The 13,935-nt window shown below is 76.9% G+C and carries 17 protein-coding genes; 11 read left to right on the top strand and 6 right to left on the bottom strand.

Going from position 1 to position 13,935, the window contains the following annotated elements; all coding sequences use genetic code 11:
• The first annotated feature begins 6 nt into the window (after positions 1-6).
• The 8 genes from DQ238_RS13400 (at position 7) to DQ238_RS13435 (ending at position 5,913) form a co-directional block, all read left to right on the top strand.
• Positions 7-489 carry a Fur family transcriptional regulator gene (locus DQ238_RS13400; protein ID WP_233495941.1) on the top strand — a complete coding sequence of 161 codons (483 nt, stop codon included), beginning with the start codon at positions 7-9 and terminating at the stop codon, positions 487-489.
• Positions 486-1,610, top strand: coding sequence for a folate-binding protein YgfZ (locus DQ238_RS13405; RefSeq protein WP_113781764.1), 1,125 nt, complete (start codon positions 486-488; stop codon positions 1,608-1,610). Before DQ238_RS13400 ends, DQ238_RS13405 begins: the two co-directional genes overlap by 4 nt.
• The gene (locus DQ238_RS13410) at positions 1,607-2,449 is read left to right on the top strand and encodes a 3-keto-5-aminohexanoate cleavage protein (RefSeq protein WP_113781765.1); all 843 of its coding nucleotides are present in this window, start codon (positions 1,607-1,609) and stop codon (positions 2,447-2,449) included. Before DQ238_RS13405 ends, DQ238_RS13410 begins: the two co-directional genes overlap by 4 nt.
• Complete coding sequence (locus DQ238_RS13415) at positions 2,446-3,003, top strand: aerial mycelium formation protein (protein ID WP_113781766.1); 558 nt, start codon at positions 2,446-2,448, stop codon at positions 3,001-3,003. Before DQ238_RS13410 ends, DQ238_RS13415 begins: the two co-directional genes overlap by 4 nt.
• Before the next feature lie 169 nt (positions 3,004-3,172).
• Entirely contained in the window at positions 3,173-4,117 is a 945-nt protein-coding gene (locus DQ238_RS13420) for an asparaginase (RefSeq protein ID WP_113781767.1), read from the top strand.
• A gap of 87 nt (positions 4,118-4,204) precedes the next feature.
• Positions 4,205-4,702, top strand: coding sequence for a helix-turn-helix domain-containing protein (locus DQ238_RS13425; RefSeq protein ID WP_113781768.1), 498 nt, complete (start codon positions 4,205-4,207; stop codon positions 4,700-4,702).
• Entirely contained in the window at positions 4,699-5,382 is a 684-nt protein-coding gene (locus DQ238_RS13430; protein WP_113781769.1) for a hypothetical protein, read from the top strand. Before DQ238_RS13425 ends, DQ238_RS13430 begins: the two co-directional genes overlap by 4 nt.
• 243 nt (positions 5,383-5,625) lie before the next feature.
• Positions 5,626-5,913 (top strand): DUF2516 family protein, encoded by a 288-nt coding sequence (locus tag DQ238_RS13435; protein ID WP_113781770.1) that lies wholly within the window; start codon positions 5,626-5,628, stop codon positions 5,911-5,913.
• 142 nt (positions 5,914-6,055) lie between these two features.
• On the opposite strand, the gene DQ238_RS13440 is transcribed toward DQ238_RS13435, so the two are convergent.
• The 5 genes from DQ238_RS13440 to DQ238_RS13460 form a co-directional block, all read right to left on the bottom strand.
• Positions 6,056-6,259, bottom strand: coding sequence for a PspC domain-containing protein (locus DQ238_RS13440; RefSeq protein WP_113781771.1), 204 nt, complete (start codon positions 6,257-6,259; stop codon positions 6,056-6,058).
• Between the two features lie 40 nt (positions 6,260-6,299).
• Positions 6,300-7,163, bottom strand: a complete 864-nt coding sequence (locus tag DQ238_RS13445) for a spermidine synthase (protein WP_113781772.1) — start codon at positions 7,161-7,163, stop codon at positions 6,300-6,302.
• A 99-nt stretch (positions 7,164-7,262) separates the two neighbouring features.
• Positions 7,263-7,439 (bottom strand): DUF1059 domain-containing protein, encoded by a 177-nt coding sequence (locus tag DQ238_RS13450; RefSeq protein WP_113781816.1) that lies wholly within the window; start codon positions 7,437-7,439, stop codon positions 7,263-7,265.
• 179 nt (positions 7,440-7,618) lie between these two features.
• The gene (locus tag DQ238_RS13455; protein WP_233495942.1) at positions 7,619-8,785 is read right to left on the bottom strand and encodes an EAL domain-containing protein; all 1,167 of its coding nucleotides are present in this window, start codon (positions 8,783-8,785) and stop codon (positions 7,619-7,621) included.
• A 474-nt stretch (positions 8,786-9,259) separates the two neighbouring features.
• On the bottom strand, positions 9,260-10,225 hold the full coding sequence (locus DQ238_RS13460; RefSeq protein WP_233495943.1) for a class I SAM-dependent methyltransferase: 966 nt from the start codon (positions 10,223-10,225) through the stop codon (positions 9,260-9,262).
• A 33-nt stretch (positions 10,226-10,258) separates the two neighbouring features.
• Here DQ238_RS13460 and DQ238_RS13465 point away from each other — a divergent pair, with 33 nt between their 5' ends.
• Positions 10,259-11,269 carry a UDP-N-acetylmuramate dehydrogenase gene (locus DQ238_RS13465; protein WP_113781773.1) on the top strand — a complete coding sequence of 337 codons (1,011 nt, stop codon included), beginning with the start codon at positions 10,259-10,261 and terminating at the stop codon, positions 11,267-11,269.
• Positions 11,270-11,359: 90 nt separating this feature from the next.
• Here the strand turns inward: DQ238_RS13465 and DQ238_RS24120 are convergent, their stop codons facing one another.
• Positions 11,360-11,950, bottom strand: coding sequence for an SDR family NAD(P)-dependent oxidoreductase (locus DQ238_RS24120; protein ID WP_255418054.1), 591 nt, complete (start codon positions 11,948-11,950; stop codon positions 11,360-11,362).
• Here DQ238_RS24120 and mshA point away from each other — a divergent pair.
• On the top strand, positions 11,888-13,237 hold the full coding sequence (gene mshA / locus DQ238_RS13475; protein WP_113781774.1) for a D-inositol-3-phosphate glycosyltransferase: 1,350 nt from the start codon (positions 11,888-11,890) through the stop codon (positions 13,235-13,237). The two genes, DQ238_RS24120 and mshA, sit on opposite strands and share 63 nt — an antisense overlap.
• Before the next feature lie 73 nt (positions 13,238-13,310).
• Positions 13,311-13,853 carry a YbjN domain-containing protein gene (locus DQ238_RS13480; RefSeq protein WP_113781775.1) on the top strand — a complete coding sequence of 181 codons (543 nt, stop codon included), beginning with the start codon at positions 13,311-13,313 and terminating at the stop codon, positions 13,851-13,853.
• Positions 13,854-13,935: the final 82 nt, after the last annotated feature.

Below are 13,935 nucleotides of genomic sequence, written 5' to 3' on the forward strand. Positions count from 1 at the left end.
GACCGCGTGCCGCACCCGCACCACACCGAGGACACCGCGCTGGAGGGTATGGCGCCGCTGGCCGAGCGCCTGCGCGCCCGCGGCCTGCGGTTGACCACCCAGCGCCAGCAGGTGCTCGCCGCCGTCGGCGCGCTCGAGCACGCCACCCCCGAGGACATCGGCGTGCGGCTGCGCGCGGAGGCCGGCCCGGACGGCGCCGCTCCCGACACCTCGACCGTCTACCGCACCCTGGAACTGCTCGAGCGGCTGGGCCTGGTCTGGCACACCCACCTGGGCAGGGGCGCGCCGGTCTACCACGCGGCCGAGCACCCGCACCTGCACGTCGTCTGCTCCGGCTGCGGCGAGATCTCCTCGGCCGACCCGGCGCTGCTCGACGGCGCCGCGGAGCGGCTGGCCGCCGACCTCGGTTTCCAGCTCGACGTGGGGCACGTCGCGCTGTCCGGGACGTGCCGCGCCTGCCGTGAACGAGCCGGACAGGAGAGGTCGTGACCACCCCCAGCCCCCTGCTCTCCCGCCCCGGCGCCGTCGCCGGGGAGGACGGGTCCGTCTCCGCGTACCACTCCGTCGCAGCTCACTACGGCGACCCGCTGCGGGAGCAGCGCGCGCTCGCCGAGGGCGCCGGCCTGGTCGACCGCGGCGACCGCGACGTCCTCGTCGTCCCCGGCGCCGACCGGCTGACCTGGCTGCACAGCCTCACCACGCAGCACCTCGAGCGGCTGGCCGACGGCACCGGCGCCGAGGCGCTGGAGCTCACCCCGAACGGGCACGTCGAGCACCACCTCGTCCTGGCCGAGCTGGGCGGCACCACGTGGGTGGACGTCGAGCCGGGCACGGGAGCGGCGCTGCAGGCGTTCCTGGAGCGGATGCGGTTCCTGCTGCGCGTCGAGCCGGCCCTGGTCACCGACGAGTGGGCGCTGCTCTCGCTGGTCGGCCCGCGGTCGGGAGCGGTGCTCGCCGCCGCGGGGCTGCCGGTTCCCGCCGAGCCGTACGCGGTGGCCGCCGCCGAGGGCGGCGGGTGGGTGCGCCGGATGCCGCCGGTCGGGGACGGCGCCGACGTCGTCGACCTGCTGGTGCCCCGCGCCGAGCTGGCCGCCCGCGCCGACGCGCTGCTCGCCGCCGGGGCCACCCTCGCCGGGCTGGACGCGTACGAGGCGCTGCGCGTGGAGGCCCGCCGGCCGCGGCTCGGCGTCGACACCGACCACCGCACCATCCCCAACGAGACCGGGTGGCTGACCACCGCCGTCCACCTGGCCAAGGGCTGCTACCGCGGGCAGGAGACCGTCGCCCGGGTGCACAACCTCGGCCGCCCGCCGCGCCGGCTGGTCCTGCTGCACCTGGACGGGCTCTCCGAGGAGCTCCCCGCCCCGGGCACGCCGGTGCTCGCCGGCGCCCGCGAGGTGGGCCGGGTCGGCACCGTCGTCCGCCACCACGAGCTCGGGGTGGTCGCCCTGGCGCTGGTCAAGCAGTCGGTCGCCATGGACGCGCAACTCACCGTGGGCGGGGCGGGCGCCGCGATCGACCCGGACGACGCCCCGGCGGCGCTCGACGACACCCGGGCCGCGGCGCGGGAACGGGTCCAGGCCGTCCGGTCTGCCACCATCCAACGGTGACCGGCACGCTGATCACGCTCGCCCCGACGGGGGCGGAGTCGGCGAAGGCGGACGTCCCGGCGCTGCCGGTGACCGTCGACGAGGTCGTGGCCACCGCGCGCGACTGCCAGGCGCTGGGCGCCGCTGTCGTCCACCTGCACGTGCGCGACGCCGAGACCCGGCCGACCCTCGACCTGGGCCGGGTGCGGGAGGTCGTCACCGCCGTCCGCGAGGCCACCGACCTGGTCGTCCAGCTGTCCACCGGCTGCGCGGTCACCGACCCGGCGGACGCGCGGCTCGCCGTCCTCGACGCCGAGCCCGACGCCGCCTCGCTGACCCTGGGCACGGTCAACTTCGGCCGTGACGTCTTCTGCAACCCGTGGGACCTGATCGTCGAGCTGCACACGCAGATGCAGCAGCGCGGCATCGTCCCCGAGTACGAGGTGTTCGACCTCGGCCACCTGGCCACCCTGGCCCGGTTGCTGGACCGGCACGGTCCGCCGTCCGGCGGGCACGTGCACGCCGACCTGGTCATGGGCGTGCCCGGCGGGATGCCCGGGACGACGCAGGCGCTGGCGGCCTGCCTGCCGCACCTGCCGCCGGGGGCGACGTTCGCCGCGACCGGGGTGGGCCGCACCTCGCTGCCGGTGGTGCTGGCGGCCCTGTCGGCCGGCGGCCACCTGCGGGTCGGCATGGAGGACACGCTCACGTACGCACCCGGGCAGCCGGTGCGCGACAACGCCCAGCTGGTCGCCCGGGCGGCGGGGCTGGCCCGCATCGCCCAGCGCCCGCCGATGAGTACCGAGGACGCCCGAGCGATGCTCGGCATCACCCGAACCACCGTGGAGGCTCGCGAGTGACCCCCGAACCGACCCCCGCCGGCGGCGCCGCCGTCGACGCGCTGCTCGACCCCGGCTTCCTCGAGGCCGCCGTGGCGCGCCCGATGGCCGACGTCCGCCGGCTGCGCCGCCAGGCCGAGCAGGAGGAGGTCAACCTCTCCTACACCCGCCGGCTGCTGCAGGGCCGGCTGGACATCGTGCGCCGGGAGCTGCAGCGGCGCGCCGAGGACGACGGCCGGTCGCTGGTCGACCTGCTGCCGGAGATCCTGGCCGAGAAGGGCCGCGGCCCCGCGCACGGGCTGGGCCGCCACCAGACGGTGCAGCCGGCCGCGCCCGAGGCGCACGAGTCCTGGGTCACCGGGCTCACCCCGGGCGCCGACCTCTCGGCGGTCCCCGACCTGTCCGACGCCGAGCTGGAGCAGGCCGCGCGCGCCCTCGCCGCGGCCGAGGCGTCGCTGTCCGAGCGCCGCCGGGGCGTGCAGCAGGTCATGGACGGGCTCGCCGCCGAGCTCGGCCGCCGGTACCAGGCCGGCGAGGCCGACGTCGCCGCGCTGCTGGCCGACGAGGCCCGCTGAAAGGACCCCCGTGCCCCCCACCACTCGCAAGCTCGCGGCGGGACCCTGCACGGGGGCCGCCGCCGACCCCCCACCGGAGAAGGACCCCGTCCTCCCCACCCTTCGCGAGCTCAGGGCGGCGCCCGGGACGGGGCCGGGGACGGGGTCCTCCCACTGGCCGGACAACCCGGTGCTGGTCGAGGTGGAGCGCTCGGGGTTCCTCGAGTCGGTGCACCGCGGGTCGCTGGTCGTGGTGGGCCCCGACGGGCAGGTGCTGTTCTCCGCGGGGGACGTCGACCGGCCGGTGCTGCCCCGCTCGTCGAACAAGCCGGTGCAGGTGACCGCGATGCTGGCGGCGGGCTGGTCGCCCCGCTCGGGGGAGGAGCTGGCGATCGCCGCCGGCTCGCACTCCGGTGAGGACGGCCACCGGGAGCTCGCCGCCGGCATGCTGGCCGCCGCCGGGCTGACCCCCGACGACCTCGGTTGCCCGCCCGCGCTGCCCTCCCACGAGCCCACCCGGGCCACCTGGCTGACAGCCGGCCGGCAGCCGCAGCGGCTGGCGATGAACTGCTCGGGCAAGCACGCGGCGATGCTGGCCACCTGCGTCGCCGCGGGCTGGCCCACCGACGGCTACCTCGACCGCGAGCACCCGCTGCAGCAGGCGGTCGAGGCCCGGCTCGGCGCGGTCGCCGGGACGCCGGTGACCGCGGTCGTCGTCGACGGCTGCGGCGCACCCCAGCACGCCCTACCGCTCACCGGCCTGGCCCGGGGCGTGTCCTCGCTGGTGGAGGCCGCGGCCGGGTCGCGGAACCGGTCGGTCGCCGACGCGATGCGCGCCCACCCCTGGTTCGTCGCCGGCACCGGCCGGGAGGACACCGACCTCATGCGCGCGGTCGACGGCCTGCTGGTCAAGGGCGGGGCCGACGGCGTGCACGTCGCCGCGCTGCCGGGCCGCGGCGCGGTGGCGCTCAAGCTGGACGACGGCGGGGACCGCGGCCGCACCCCCGCGCTGTGCGCCGGCCTGCTGCGGCTCGGGGTGCCCGCCGAGCAGCTGGCCCCCTGGTCGCTGACGCCCGTGCCGGGTGGGGACGGCGTGGTCGGGGAGGTGCGTCCCGCCGCGTCGGTGACCAGGTGAAGCCGACACACCGCAGGTGAGGCAGCTCACGCCTCGGGGCGGGCCGGACCGCTTGCAGGAGCTAGCACCGCTGGGTAACGTCGGAACGTGCAGACACCCGGCGAGTTCGTCCGCGAACAGGTGACCACCGTCCGGGAGAAGGTGGACCAGCTCGCGGGTAGCGTCGCGGAGACGGTGGCCGCAGAGCGGTCCAAGGTCACCACGACGAGTTCGCAGGTCGGCGAGTTCATCCGGGAGCAGCGCAACCTGGCCCGGGTGTCCCTCCGGGAGCTGGCCCGCTCGGCAGGCGTGAGCAACCCGTACCTGTCCCAGGTGGAACGGGGGCTGCGCAAGCCCTCGGCGGAGATCCTGGCCGCCATCGCCAAGGGGCTGAAGATCTCGGCCGAGACGCTCTACGAGCAGGCCGGGATCCTCGACCGCCGGTCCGGCAACCCGGACACCGTGGCGGCCATCCGCTGCGACCCGTCGCTGTCCGAGCGGCACAAGGCGGTGCTGCTCGAGCTCTACGAGACCTACGTCCGGGAGCACGCCGCGAGCCGGCCCGCCACACCGAGCCCCCCCACCACCACGAAGGAGTCGGCATGACCGCCACCCAGACCCTCAAGAAGGCCGGCGAGACCGTCGCCGTGCGCCAGAAGACCGTCCTGCTCGCCGCCGTCGGCGCCGGTGACCTGGCCGTCGAGCGGGCCCGCGCCCGCGCCGAGCAGGCCGCCGACCGCACCCTCGGCGCCGTGCGCTCCGCCCGCACCTCCGCCCAGCAGGTCGCCTCCGCCGTCCGGCCCGTCACCGTCGCCAGCACGGTGGCCGGCCTGGTGAGCACCGCCCGCACCCAGACGGTCGCGACCATCGAGACCCTCGCGGTCCGCGGTGCCGAGGTGGTCGAGGAGCTGCGCCGCCAGCCCGGCGTGCGCAGCGTCGTCGGCCGCGCCGAGCGCGCGGTGGACGCCGTCGAGGACGCCGTGGAGGAGGTGCTCGAGGAGACCGCCGAGACCGTCGCCGAGGTCTCCAACGAGGTCACCTCGATCACGCAGAAGACCGCGGCGAAGGCCGAGCAGGTCCTCGACTCGGCCGAGGCGGCCACCCACGAGGCCGCGGAGTCGGCCCGGGCCACGCTCGCCGAGACCGAGCCGACTCCGGCGAAGCGACCTGCCCGCAGGAGCCCGGCGGTCCGGAAGACCGTGGCTGCGACCACGGCCCGGGCGACCCGCGCCCGCACCGCCCAGCGCACCGACCCGACGGCCGTCCCCGCCAAGCGCAACGACTGAGAAAGGACCCCTCTGCCCCCCGCCGCTCGCAGGCTCGCGGCGGGCCCCTGCAGAGGGGCCGCCCGTCCTCCCCACCCCTCGCAAACTCGGGGCGGGGCCCTGGAGGGGGCCGCGGGCGACCGGCCGACGCACCGACCCAGGGCCCCGGAGCTGCGATCCGCGCTCCGGGGCCCTGTGCCGTCCCGGGCCTGCCGCGGTCGCGCGTCCTGGGATCGGGACCGCTGCGGCGGGTACCCTCCGGGCATGCCGTCCTTCGACCTGCTCGTCTCCTCCGTCCTCACCTACGGGGCGCTGGCGCTGGCGGGCTGGGCCCTCGTCGACGCGCTCGTCCGGCCGGCCGCCGGGTACGTGGCGGCGGGGAAGCTGACCAAGCCCGGCTGGACGGCGATCCTCGGGCTGGCCCTCCTCGTCGTCTTCTTCGCGGGGCCGATGAGCTTCCTCGGGCTGCCCGCGGTCATCGCCTCGATCGTCTACCTGGTCGACGTGCGGCCCGCCGTCCGCGGGCTGAGCCGGGGCGGCAGCAGCTGGTGAGCCGGAGCGGGGCCGCGGCCCCGCCCCGACCGTCCCCGCAGGGCGGTGCACGCCCCGACCGGGGACGACGACCCGCCCCCGGCGGCCGGGATGACGACCGCCGCCCCGCCGGACCCTCCGGACGAGCCCGCCGGGGGATCGCTCAGTACCGGGTGTCCGCGGGGATGAGCACCCACAGCAGCAGGTAGGCGATGAACTGCGGCCCGGGCAGGATGCACGAGAGGACGAACGCCAGGCGCAGTCCGTTGACCGACAGGCCGTAGCGCCGGGCGATCCCGGAGCAGACGCCCGCGATCACCCTGTTCCGGGTGTCGCGGCGCAGCGGCGGGCGTGCGGGGGAGGTCATGGGCCAGAACCCTACGGCCGCGGGTGCCCTCCGGCGGCGCTCAGCGGCTGAAGACGCCCTCCGGGGGCTCGGGGGAGGCGACCGCGTCGGCGTCGTGCACCGGGAGGGCCCTCCCGACGAACCGGTCCAGGTCGGTGCCCTCGACCACCCGGCTCGGCACGGGGTCGGCGGCGCAGCGGCGGACGAGGGCGGCGACCGGCAGCTCGGCGTCCGAGGCGACCGCCACCAGGTTGCCGAACCGCCGGCCGCGCAGGGTGCCGGGCTCGGCGACCAGGCAGACGTGCGCGAAGACCGCCCGCAGGGTGGCGACCTGCGCGCGGGCGAAGCGCAGCGGCGGGCCGTCGGCGACGTTGGCCAGGAGGACGCCGCCGGGCCGCAGCACCCTCCTGGCCTCCCGGGCGTACTCGACGCTGGTCAGGTGGGCAGGGGTGCGGGCGCCGGCGAACACGTCGCTGACCACGACGTCGGCGCTGGCCGGGGGCAGCGCCGCCAGACCGGCGCGGGCGTCGGCGGCGCGCACCCGGATGCGGGCCCCCCGCGGCAGCGGCAGGTGGGCACGGACGAGGTCGGTCAGCGGCTGGTCGATCTCCACGACCCGCTGCCGCGAGCCGGGGCGGGTCACCGCGACGTAGCGGGGCAGGGTGAGCGCCCCGCCGCCGAGGTGGACGGCGTCGACGGGACGGCCCTCCTCGGCGGCGAGGTCGAGTGCGTGACCCATCCGGCGGACGTACTCGAACTCCAGGTGCGACGGGTCGGCCAGGTCGACGTGCGACTGCGGCGTCCCGTCGACCAGGAGCACCCAGGAGCCGTCCCGGTCGGCGTCGCCGAGCAGCTCGGCGACGCCGCCGTCCACCGGCGTGGGACCGGGCGGGACGATCGGCTCGCTCTGCGGACGCCGGCTCACCGCCGGCGCCGCGGGACGGCGGCCAGGCGGGACACGCCCGTCATGGTGCCCCGCCCGGCGCAGCGGAGAGGCCGGACGCCGTCCCGGGAGGAGCCGAGCTCACCCCGCGCCGCGGATGCGCTGGCGCACCCGGTCGACGAGCTCCGGCGGGATGTCGGTGAGGCCGTGGTCGGTGCGGGCGTGCACGGCGACGGCGGCCAGGATCTCCTCGTCGGTGGGCTCGAGGAAGGTGCGGGTGCAGTTGGGGACGACGTCACCACAGGCGAACTGCTTCACGGGTGCCTCCAGCGGGATCGGGTGTCGGATCGGCGGGTGCAGGTCGGGCGCCGCCGGGTGGTGGCGCCCGACCGGAGTGGCGGCGCTGCGGCCGCCCCGTCCTCCGCGCCGGCGGCTCACCCACCGGCGTCCTCCGCACCGGCGTTCTCCGCGACGGCGGTGTCCGCACCGGCGGCGTCCTACGCATCGGCGGCGAGCCGGAGCAGCAGGCGTTCCACGCGGACCACCCCGACCGCGATGCCCACGTCGTCGACGCAGACCACTGGGTCGAAGCGGCAGGAGTCGGGGCGCGCGGCGACCCGCCGGGCCACCTCCCGGACCCCGGCGAGCGTGGGGACGCGCAGGCTCACCGGGGCGACGCGGTGACCGGGCTGGTCGTCGTCGCGGCGTCGCGGCAACAGCAGGGACACGGGGCGGCCGACGGCGTCGACCCGCAGCCCGGCCTGCCCGGGGGGCACCACCCCCCCGTACGGTCCGCCCTCGACCGGCACCTGCTCGACCAGGCTGGCCACGTGGTCGACCAGGTGGGCCCGCGCCGACCGGAAGCGCAGCCCTGCCGCGACCACGGGGTCGAGCCGGGGCCACGCCGGGCCGGGCCGCCCGAGGAGCCAGCCCTGGCCGAGCGGGACGCGCAGGCGCAGCAGCGCCTCGAGCTCGCCCCAGGCCTCGATGCCCTCGGCCAGCAGCCACGCGTCGATGCGTCCGGCGAACTCGCCGAGCACCTCGGTGAGGGCCAGCTTCACCTCGTCGCCGTCCACGCCGGTCACGAGCGTGCGGTCGAGCTTGACCATCTGCGGCTTGATGGAGGCGATCTGCCGGAGGCCGGAGTAGCCGGCCCCGGCGTCGTCCACGGCCAGGAGCGCCCCGCGGCTGCGCAGCTTCTCGCGCAGGTCGAGGAGGGTGCGCAGGTCGGCCACGTCCTGGTGCTCGGTCAGCTCGAGGACGAGCGGAGCCAGTTCCGGAACGGCCAGGAGGACGTCGGTCAGCTCGGAGTCCGTGAGCAGGTGCGGGCTGACGTTGACGGTGAGGAAGCAGTTGGGGGGCAGCTGGCCCAGCAGGTCGAGGCTGCGCCGGACGACGAGCGCCTCCAGGCGGGCGCCGCGGCCCTGCGCCTCTGCGGCAGCGAACCACCGGTCGGGGGACAGCCGACTGGGCCGTCCGTCGGGCTCGGAGAAGCGGGCGAGGGTCTCGTAGCCGGCGACGACGCCGCGTTGCAGGTCGACGATCGGCTGGAAGACCAGCTGGAGCAGTGCCGGATCGGCCAGGACGGACTCCACCCGTCGCTGCCACTGCTCCACCGTGCCGGCGGGTGTCGTGGTGGAGGAGTTGCGCATCAGCAGGTACACGGGGACGTCTCCGGTGCCGACCCGGAACCGGGGGGAGCCGGCAGCGCCGGTCCTCGGCCGCTGCCCTCCTGTCGGGGGGCCGTGCCGGGTCGTACGAGCCGTCCCGAGGCACCGCGGTCGGGGCGCCGCTCGGAGGACGGGTGCCGCAGGTCAGGGCCGAGCCAGGTCGCCGCACAGCCCGCCACGCCGGTTCCTCTCAGCCGTCCCCCTGGCCCGCCGGAGGACGGGGTCCTCGGTAGGCGTGTCCTGCCGCTGAGTGACCACCGTACCCGGGCGGGGGTGACGGCTCGGCCGCACCTCGGCCGCACCTCGGCCGCTCACGACCGCCTCCCGTCGCCCGGCCGAGGACTCGCCGCCCGTCCGACCCCATCCCTTGGCGTGGACGGACGGTAGCGTGCTGCCTCCTCCCTGTCGTGCCCGGGTGAGGGTCGGCCGACCCGCCCCGAGGGACGTGCAGGTCGGCGGTCGCGCTCCTCAGGTCGGGGCGACGGCCGACCAGCGCACGGTCACCTCGCCGTGCTTCCACCGGCGGCTCGAGCCGACGAACGGCCAGCCCTGTTCGGCGAGGGCCTGGACGGCGGCGCTCCAGCGCTGCCGCGGACCGAAGGTGGACAGCCCGGCGGCCGCGGCCCACGCCGCGTCGAACGCCCGCAGGAACCCGTGCACCGGCCGCCCCGGCACGTTGGAGTGGATGAGCGCCTTGGGCAGCCGCTCGGCGAGGTCCGAGGGCCGGTCGAGGTCGGACACCCGGGCGGAGAGCGTGAGGATCAGCGGCCCGTCGGCGTCCAGGGCGACCCAGGCCGCGCGGCGTCCCCACTCGTCGCAGGTGCCCTCCACCAGCAGCCCGCCGGGGCCGAGGGCGGCGCACATCGTCTGCCAGGCGCGGGCCGCGGACTCCTCGTCGTACTGGCGCAGCACGTTGAACGCGCGGACCAGCACCGGGCGCAGTCCGGCCAGCTCGAAGCCGCCCAGCCGGAAGTCGATCCGCGGCGGGTCCCGGTCGGCGGCGGCGGCGGCCACCCGGGCCGGGTCGATCTCCAGGCCGACCACCTCGAGGCCGCGCACCTCCGGGCCCAGCCGGTCGGCGAGCTCGAGCGTGGTGACCGCCGACGAGCCGTAGCCGAGATCCACGACCAGGGGGCGGGCGGCGTCGCGCAGCCGCGGCACCTGGGTGGCCAGCAGCCAGCGGTCGACCCGGCGCAGCCGGTTGGCGGTGGTGGTGCCGCGGGTCGGCAGGCCGAGCGCCCGCGCGCGGCCGGCGGCCAGCCGCGGGTCGGCCTTCCTGGGGAGGCTGGCCCGGCGCTTGTGCTCACCGCCTCCCGCGGCCCCGTCCCGGGTCCCGCCCCGAGCCTCGATCGGCCTCCCTGCAGGGGCCCGCCGCGAGCTTGCGAGCGGTGGGGAGCAGGGAGGTCCTTCTCGGGGAGGACGGGGTCCTTCCACGGTCCGCAGCGTAGTCGCGGTTAGCGTGGGGACGTGCAGGTCCGACGCGACGCCCGCCTCGCCGAGCTGACGACCCTCGGGGTGGGTGGCCCCGTCGACCGGCTGGTCGAGGTCACCACCGCCGAGGAACTCGTCGCCGCCGTCCGCGAGGCCGACGAGGCGGGGCGGCCGCTGCTGCTGCTCGGCGGCGGCTCCAACGTCGTCGCGCCGGACGCGGGCTGGCCCGGGGACGTCGTCGCCGTCCGCAGCCGCGGCGTCGAGCGGGACGGCGCCCGGCTCGTCGTCCAGGCCGGGGAGCCGTGGGACGACCTGGTGGCGTACACGGTCGAGCGGCAGCTGGCCGGGATGGAGGCGATGTCGGGCATCCCCGGCTCGACCGGCGCGACACCCGTGCAGAACGTCGGCGCCTACGGCCAGGAGGTCGCCCAGGTCGTCACCGCGGTGCGCGTGTACGACCGCGCGGGCAGGACCGAGCGGGTGCTGACCCCCGCCGAGTGCGGGTTCGCCTACCGCGACAGCCGGCTCAAGCGCGAGCCCGGCCGGTTCGTCGTCCTCACGGTCGGCTTCGCGCTCGAGCCGGGGGAGCTGTCCCGGCCGGTCGGCTACGCCGAGCTCGCCCGCCGGCTGGGCGTCGAGCTGGGGCAGCGGGCACCGCTGGCCGACGTCCGGGCGGCCGTGCTGGAGCTGCGCCGGGGCAAGGGCATGGTGTGGGACCCGGCCGACCCGGACAGCCGCAGTGCGGGCTCGTTCTTCACCAACCCGGTCCTCCCGGCGCGGCAGGCGGTCGAGGGCTGCCCGAGCTGGCCGGCCGGCGACGGGCGGGTCAAGCTGTCCGCCGCCTGGCTGGTGCAGCACGCCGGGTTCGGCCGGGGGACGCGCGACGGCCTGGTCGGGACGTCGTCCCGGCACAGCCTGGCCCTGACCACCGAGCCCGGGGCGAGCGCCGACGAGCTGCTCGCCTTCGCCGACGAGGTCGTGGCCCGGGTGCGGGAGCGCTTCGGCGTGACGTTGGAGCGGGAGCCGACCGCCGTCCGGCCGGTTTGAGCACCCATTGCCGGTTCTCCTCGCCCATTGCGGGCGCGGCGGCACCGGCAAGGCGCGAGGAAAGCCGGCAATGGGCCGCCGCCGGCGAGCTCAGCCCTCGCGGAAGACCTTGTGCTGGGCGGCCTGGGCGCGGGGGCGGACGACGAGCAGGTCGACGTCGACGTGGTGCGGGCGGGTGAGCGCCCAGGCGATGCAGTCGGCGACGTCCTCGGCGACCAGCGGCTCGCGCACCCCCCGGTAGACCGCCTCCGCCCTCTGCGGGTCGCCGACCCGGTTGAGGCCGAACTCCTCGGTCCGCACCATCCCCGGCGCGATCTCGATGACCCGCACCGGCTCGCCGCACGGTTCCAGCCGCAGCGTCTCGGCCAGGGTGTGCACCCCGTGCTTGGCCGCGGTGTACGAGGCGCCGCCCTCGTAGCTGACCAACCCGGCCGTCGAGCCGACGAACAGCACGTCACCCGCGCCGGAGGCGACCAGCCCGGCCCGCGCCGGGCGGCTCCGCGGAGCCGGGGGCAGGATGGGCCGAGGGGCCGGGCATGAGCCCCATCCTGGCGCTGTTGCAGGATGCAGGATCGAGCGGGTGCCGTCCGGCGCCCCGGGCAGGGCGGGAGGTCGGACGTGTCCGCTCGCCGCCGTCCCCGGTCGGCCGCGCCCCGGCGGGTGGCGACGCTCTCGGTGCACACCAGCCCGCTCGACCAGCCCGGCGCCGGTGACGCCGGCGGCATGAACGTCTACGTCGTCGAGGTCTCCCGCCGGCTGGCCGCCCGCGGCATCGCCGTCGACGTGTTCACCCGCGCCACCTCCAGCGACCTGCCGCCGGTGGTGGAGATGAGCCCCGGGGTGACGGTGCGGCACGTCAGCGCGGGGCCGTTCGAGGGGCTGGGCAAGGAGGAGCTGCCGGCCCAGTTGTGCGCCTTCACCGCCGCCGTCCTGCGCGAGGAGGCGCAGCACGAGCCGGGCCACTACGACGTCGTCCACTCCCACTACTGGCTCTCCGGGCAGGTGGGCTGGCTGGCCCGCGACCGGTGGAGCGTGCCGCTTATCCACACCGCGCACACCCTCGCCAAGGTGAAGAACGCCGCGCTGGCCGCCGGTGACCGGCCCGAGCCGCGGGCCCGGGTGATCGGCGAGGAACAGGTCGTCGCCGAGGCCGACCGGCTGGTCGCCAACACCGCCGATGAGGCCCGCGATCTGGTCGACCACTACGGCGCCGACCCGCGCCGCACCCTCGTCGTCCCGCCCGGGGTCGACCTCGACCGGTTCACCCCCGGCGACCGGACGGCGGCCCGCCGCCGGCTGGGCGTCCCCGAGGACGCCGTGGTGCTCCTGTTCGTCGGCCGCATCCAGCCGCTCAAGGCCCCCGACCTGCTGCTCGAGGCCGCCGCGCGGATGCTCGCCGACGACCCCGGGCTGCGCGCCCGGCTGCGGGTGCACGTCATCGGGGCGCCCAGCGGCTCCGGCCTGCAGGCCCCGCGCCAGCTCGAGCAGCTGGCCGGCGACCTGGGCATCGCCGACCTGGTCCGGTTCCTGCCGCCCGTGCACGCCGAGCTGCTCGCCGAGCACTACCGGGCCGCCGACGTCGCCGTCGTCCCCAGCCACAACGAGTCCTTCGGGCTGGTGGCGCTGGAGGCGCAGGCCTGCGGCACCCCGGTCGTGGCGGCCGCGGTCGGCGGCCTGCGCACCGCCGTCCGGGACGGCGTCGCAGGCAGCCTGGTCGAGGGCCGCGACCCGGCCGACTACGCGGCCGCGATCCGGGCCGTGCTGGCCCGCCGGGAGCTGCTGTCGGCCGGTGCCCGCCGGCACGCCGGTTCCTTCTCCTGGGAGCGCACGGTCGACTCGCTGGTCGCGGCCTACACCGCCGCGGCCGAGGAGCTGGCCGCCGCACGAGGCGCCGTCGCCGGCACGCTGCTGCGCCCCGCCCGGGCCCTGGGGACGCTGCGGCCGCTGGGCGCGCAGGTGGCGCGGTGAGCGGCTCGGCTGTCCTGCCGGCTCCGCCGGGCGGGAGCGATCAGTGAGCACGGGGGGCGAGGACGGGGGCGCCGTGGGCCGACGACGCAGCGTCGAGGAGCTCGACGCGGTCGTCGAGCAGACGCTGCGGGACGCCGAGCTGGTGCACGAGCACCCCGCCCCGGGCCGCTGGCTGGTCGACCTGCCCGGCACCAGGAAGCTCAAGACCGTCTGCGGGCTGATCGTCGGCGAGCACGCGCTGCGGGTGGAGGCGTTCGTCTGCCGCCAGCCCGACGAGAACCGCGAGCAGCTGTGGACCTTCCTGCTGCAGCACAACGCCCGCACGTACGGGGTCGCGTACTCCATCGACCGCGTCGGCGACGTCTACCTCACCGGCCGGCTCCCGCACGCCGCGGTCACGCCCGAGGAGCTCGACCGCGTCCTGGGCGCCGTCCTGAGCTACGCCGACGACCACTTCAACACGATGCTGGAGATCGGCTTCGGCACCTCGATCCGCCGGGAGTGGGAGTGGCGGGTCAAGCGGGGCGAGTCGCTGGCCAACCTCGAGGCGTTCGCCGACTTCGCCGACCCGGGGCGCCGGTCCCGCTCCGGCGGCTCCCCGGACGGCGGGGTGTGACCGTTCCCCCGACCTGCAGGAGCGCCCCCGACGATGCCCCGACGGGGCACGCCGCCGGCCCGTCGGCCGCGCCGGCAGCCGA

The sequence above is a fragment of the Geodermatophilus sp. TF02-6 genome (assembly GCF_003319115.1).
In the GTDB taxonomy this organism is placed as follows: Bacteria; Actinomycetota; Actinomycetes; order Mycobacteriales; family Geodermatophilaceae; genus Geodermatophilus.

Coding starts and splice junctions, on each gene's coding strand:
- DQ238_RS13430 (WP_113781769.1), top strand. CDS start 4,699: ATGACCGCCACCCAGACCCTCAAGAAGGCCGGCGAGACCGTCGCCGTG.
- DQ238_RS13440 (WP_113781771.1), bottom strand. CDS start 6,259: ATGACCTCCCCCGCACGCCCGCCGCTGCGCCGCGACACCCGGAACAGG.
- DQ238_RS13435 (WP_113781770.1), top strand. CDS start 5,626: ATGCCGTCCTTCGACCTGCTCGTCTCCTCCGTCCTCACCTACGGGGCG.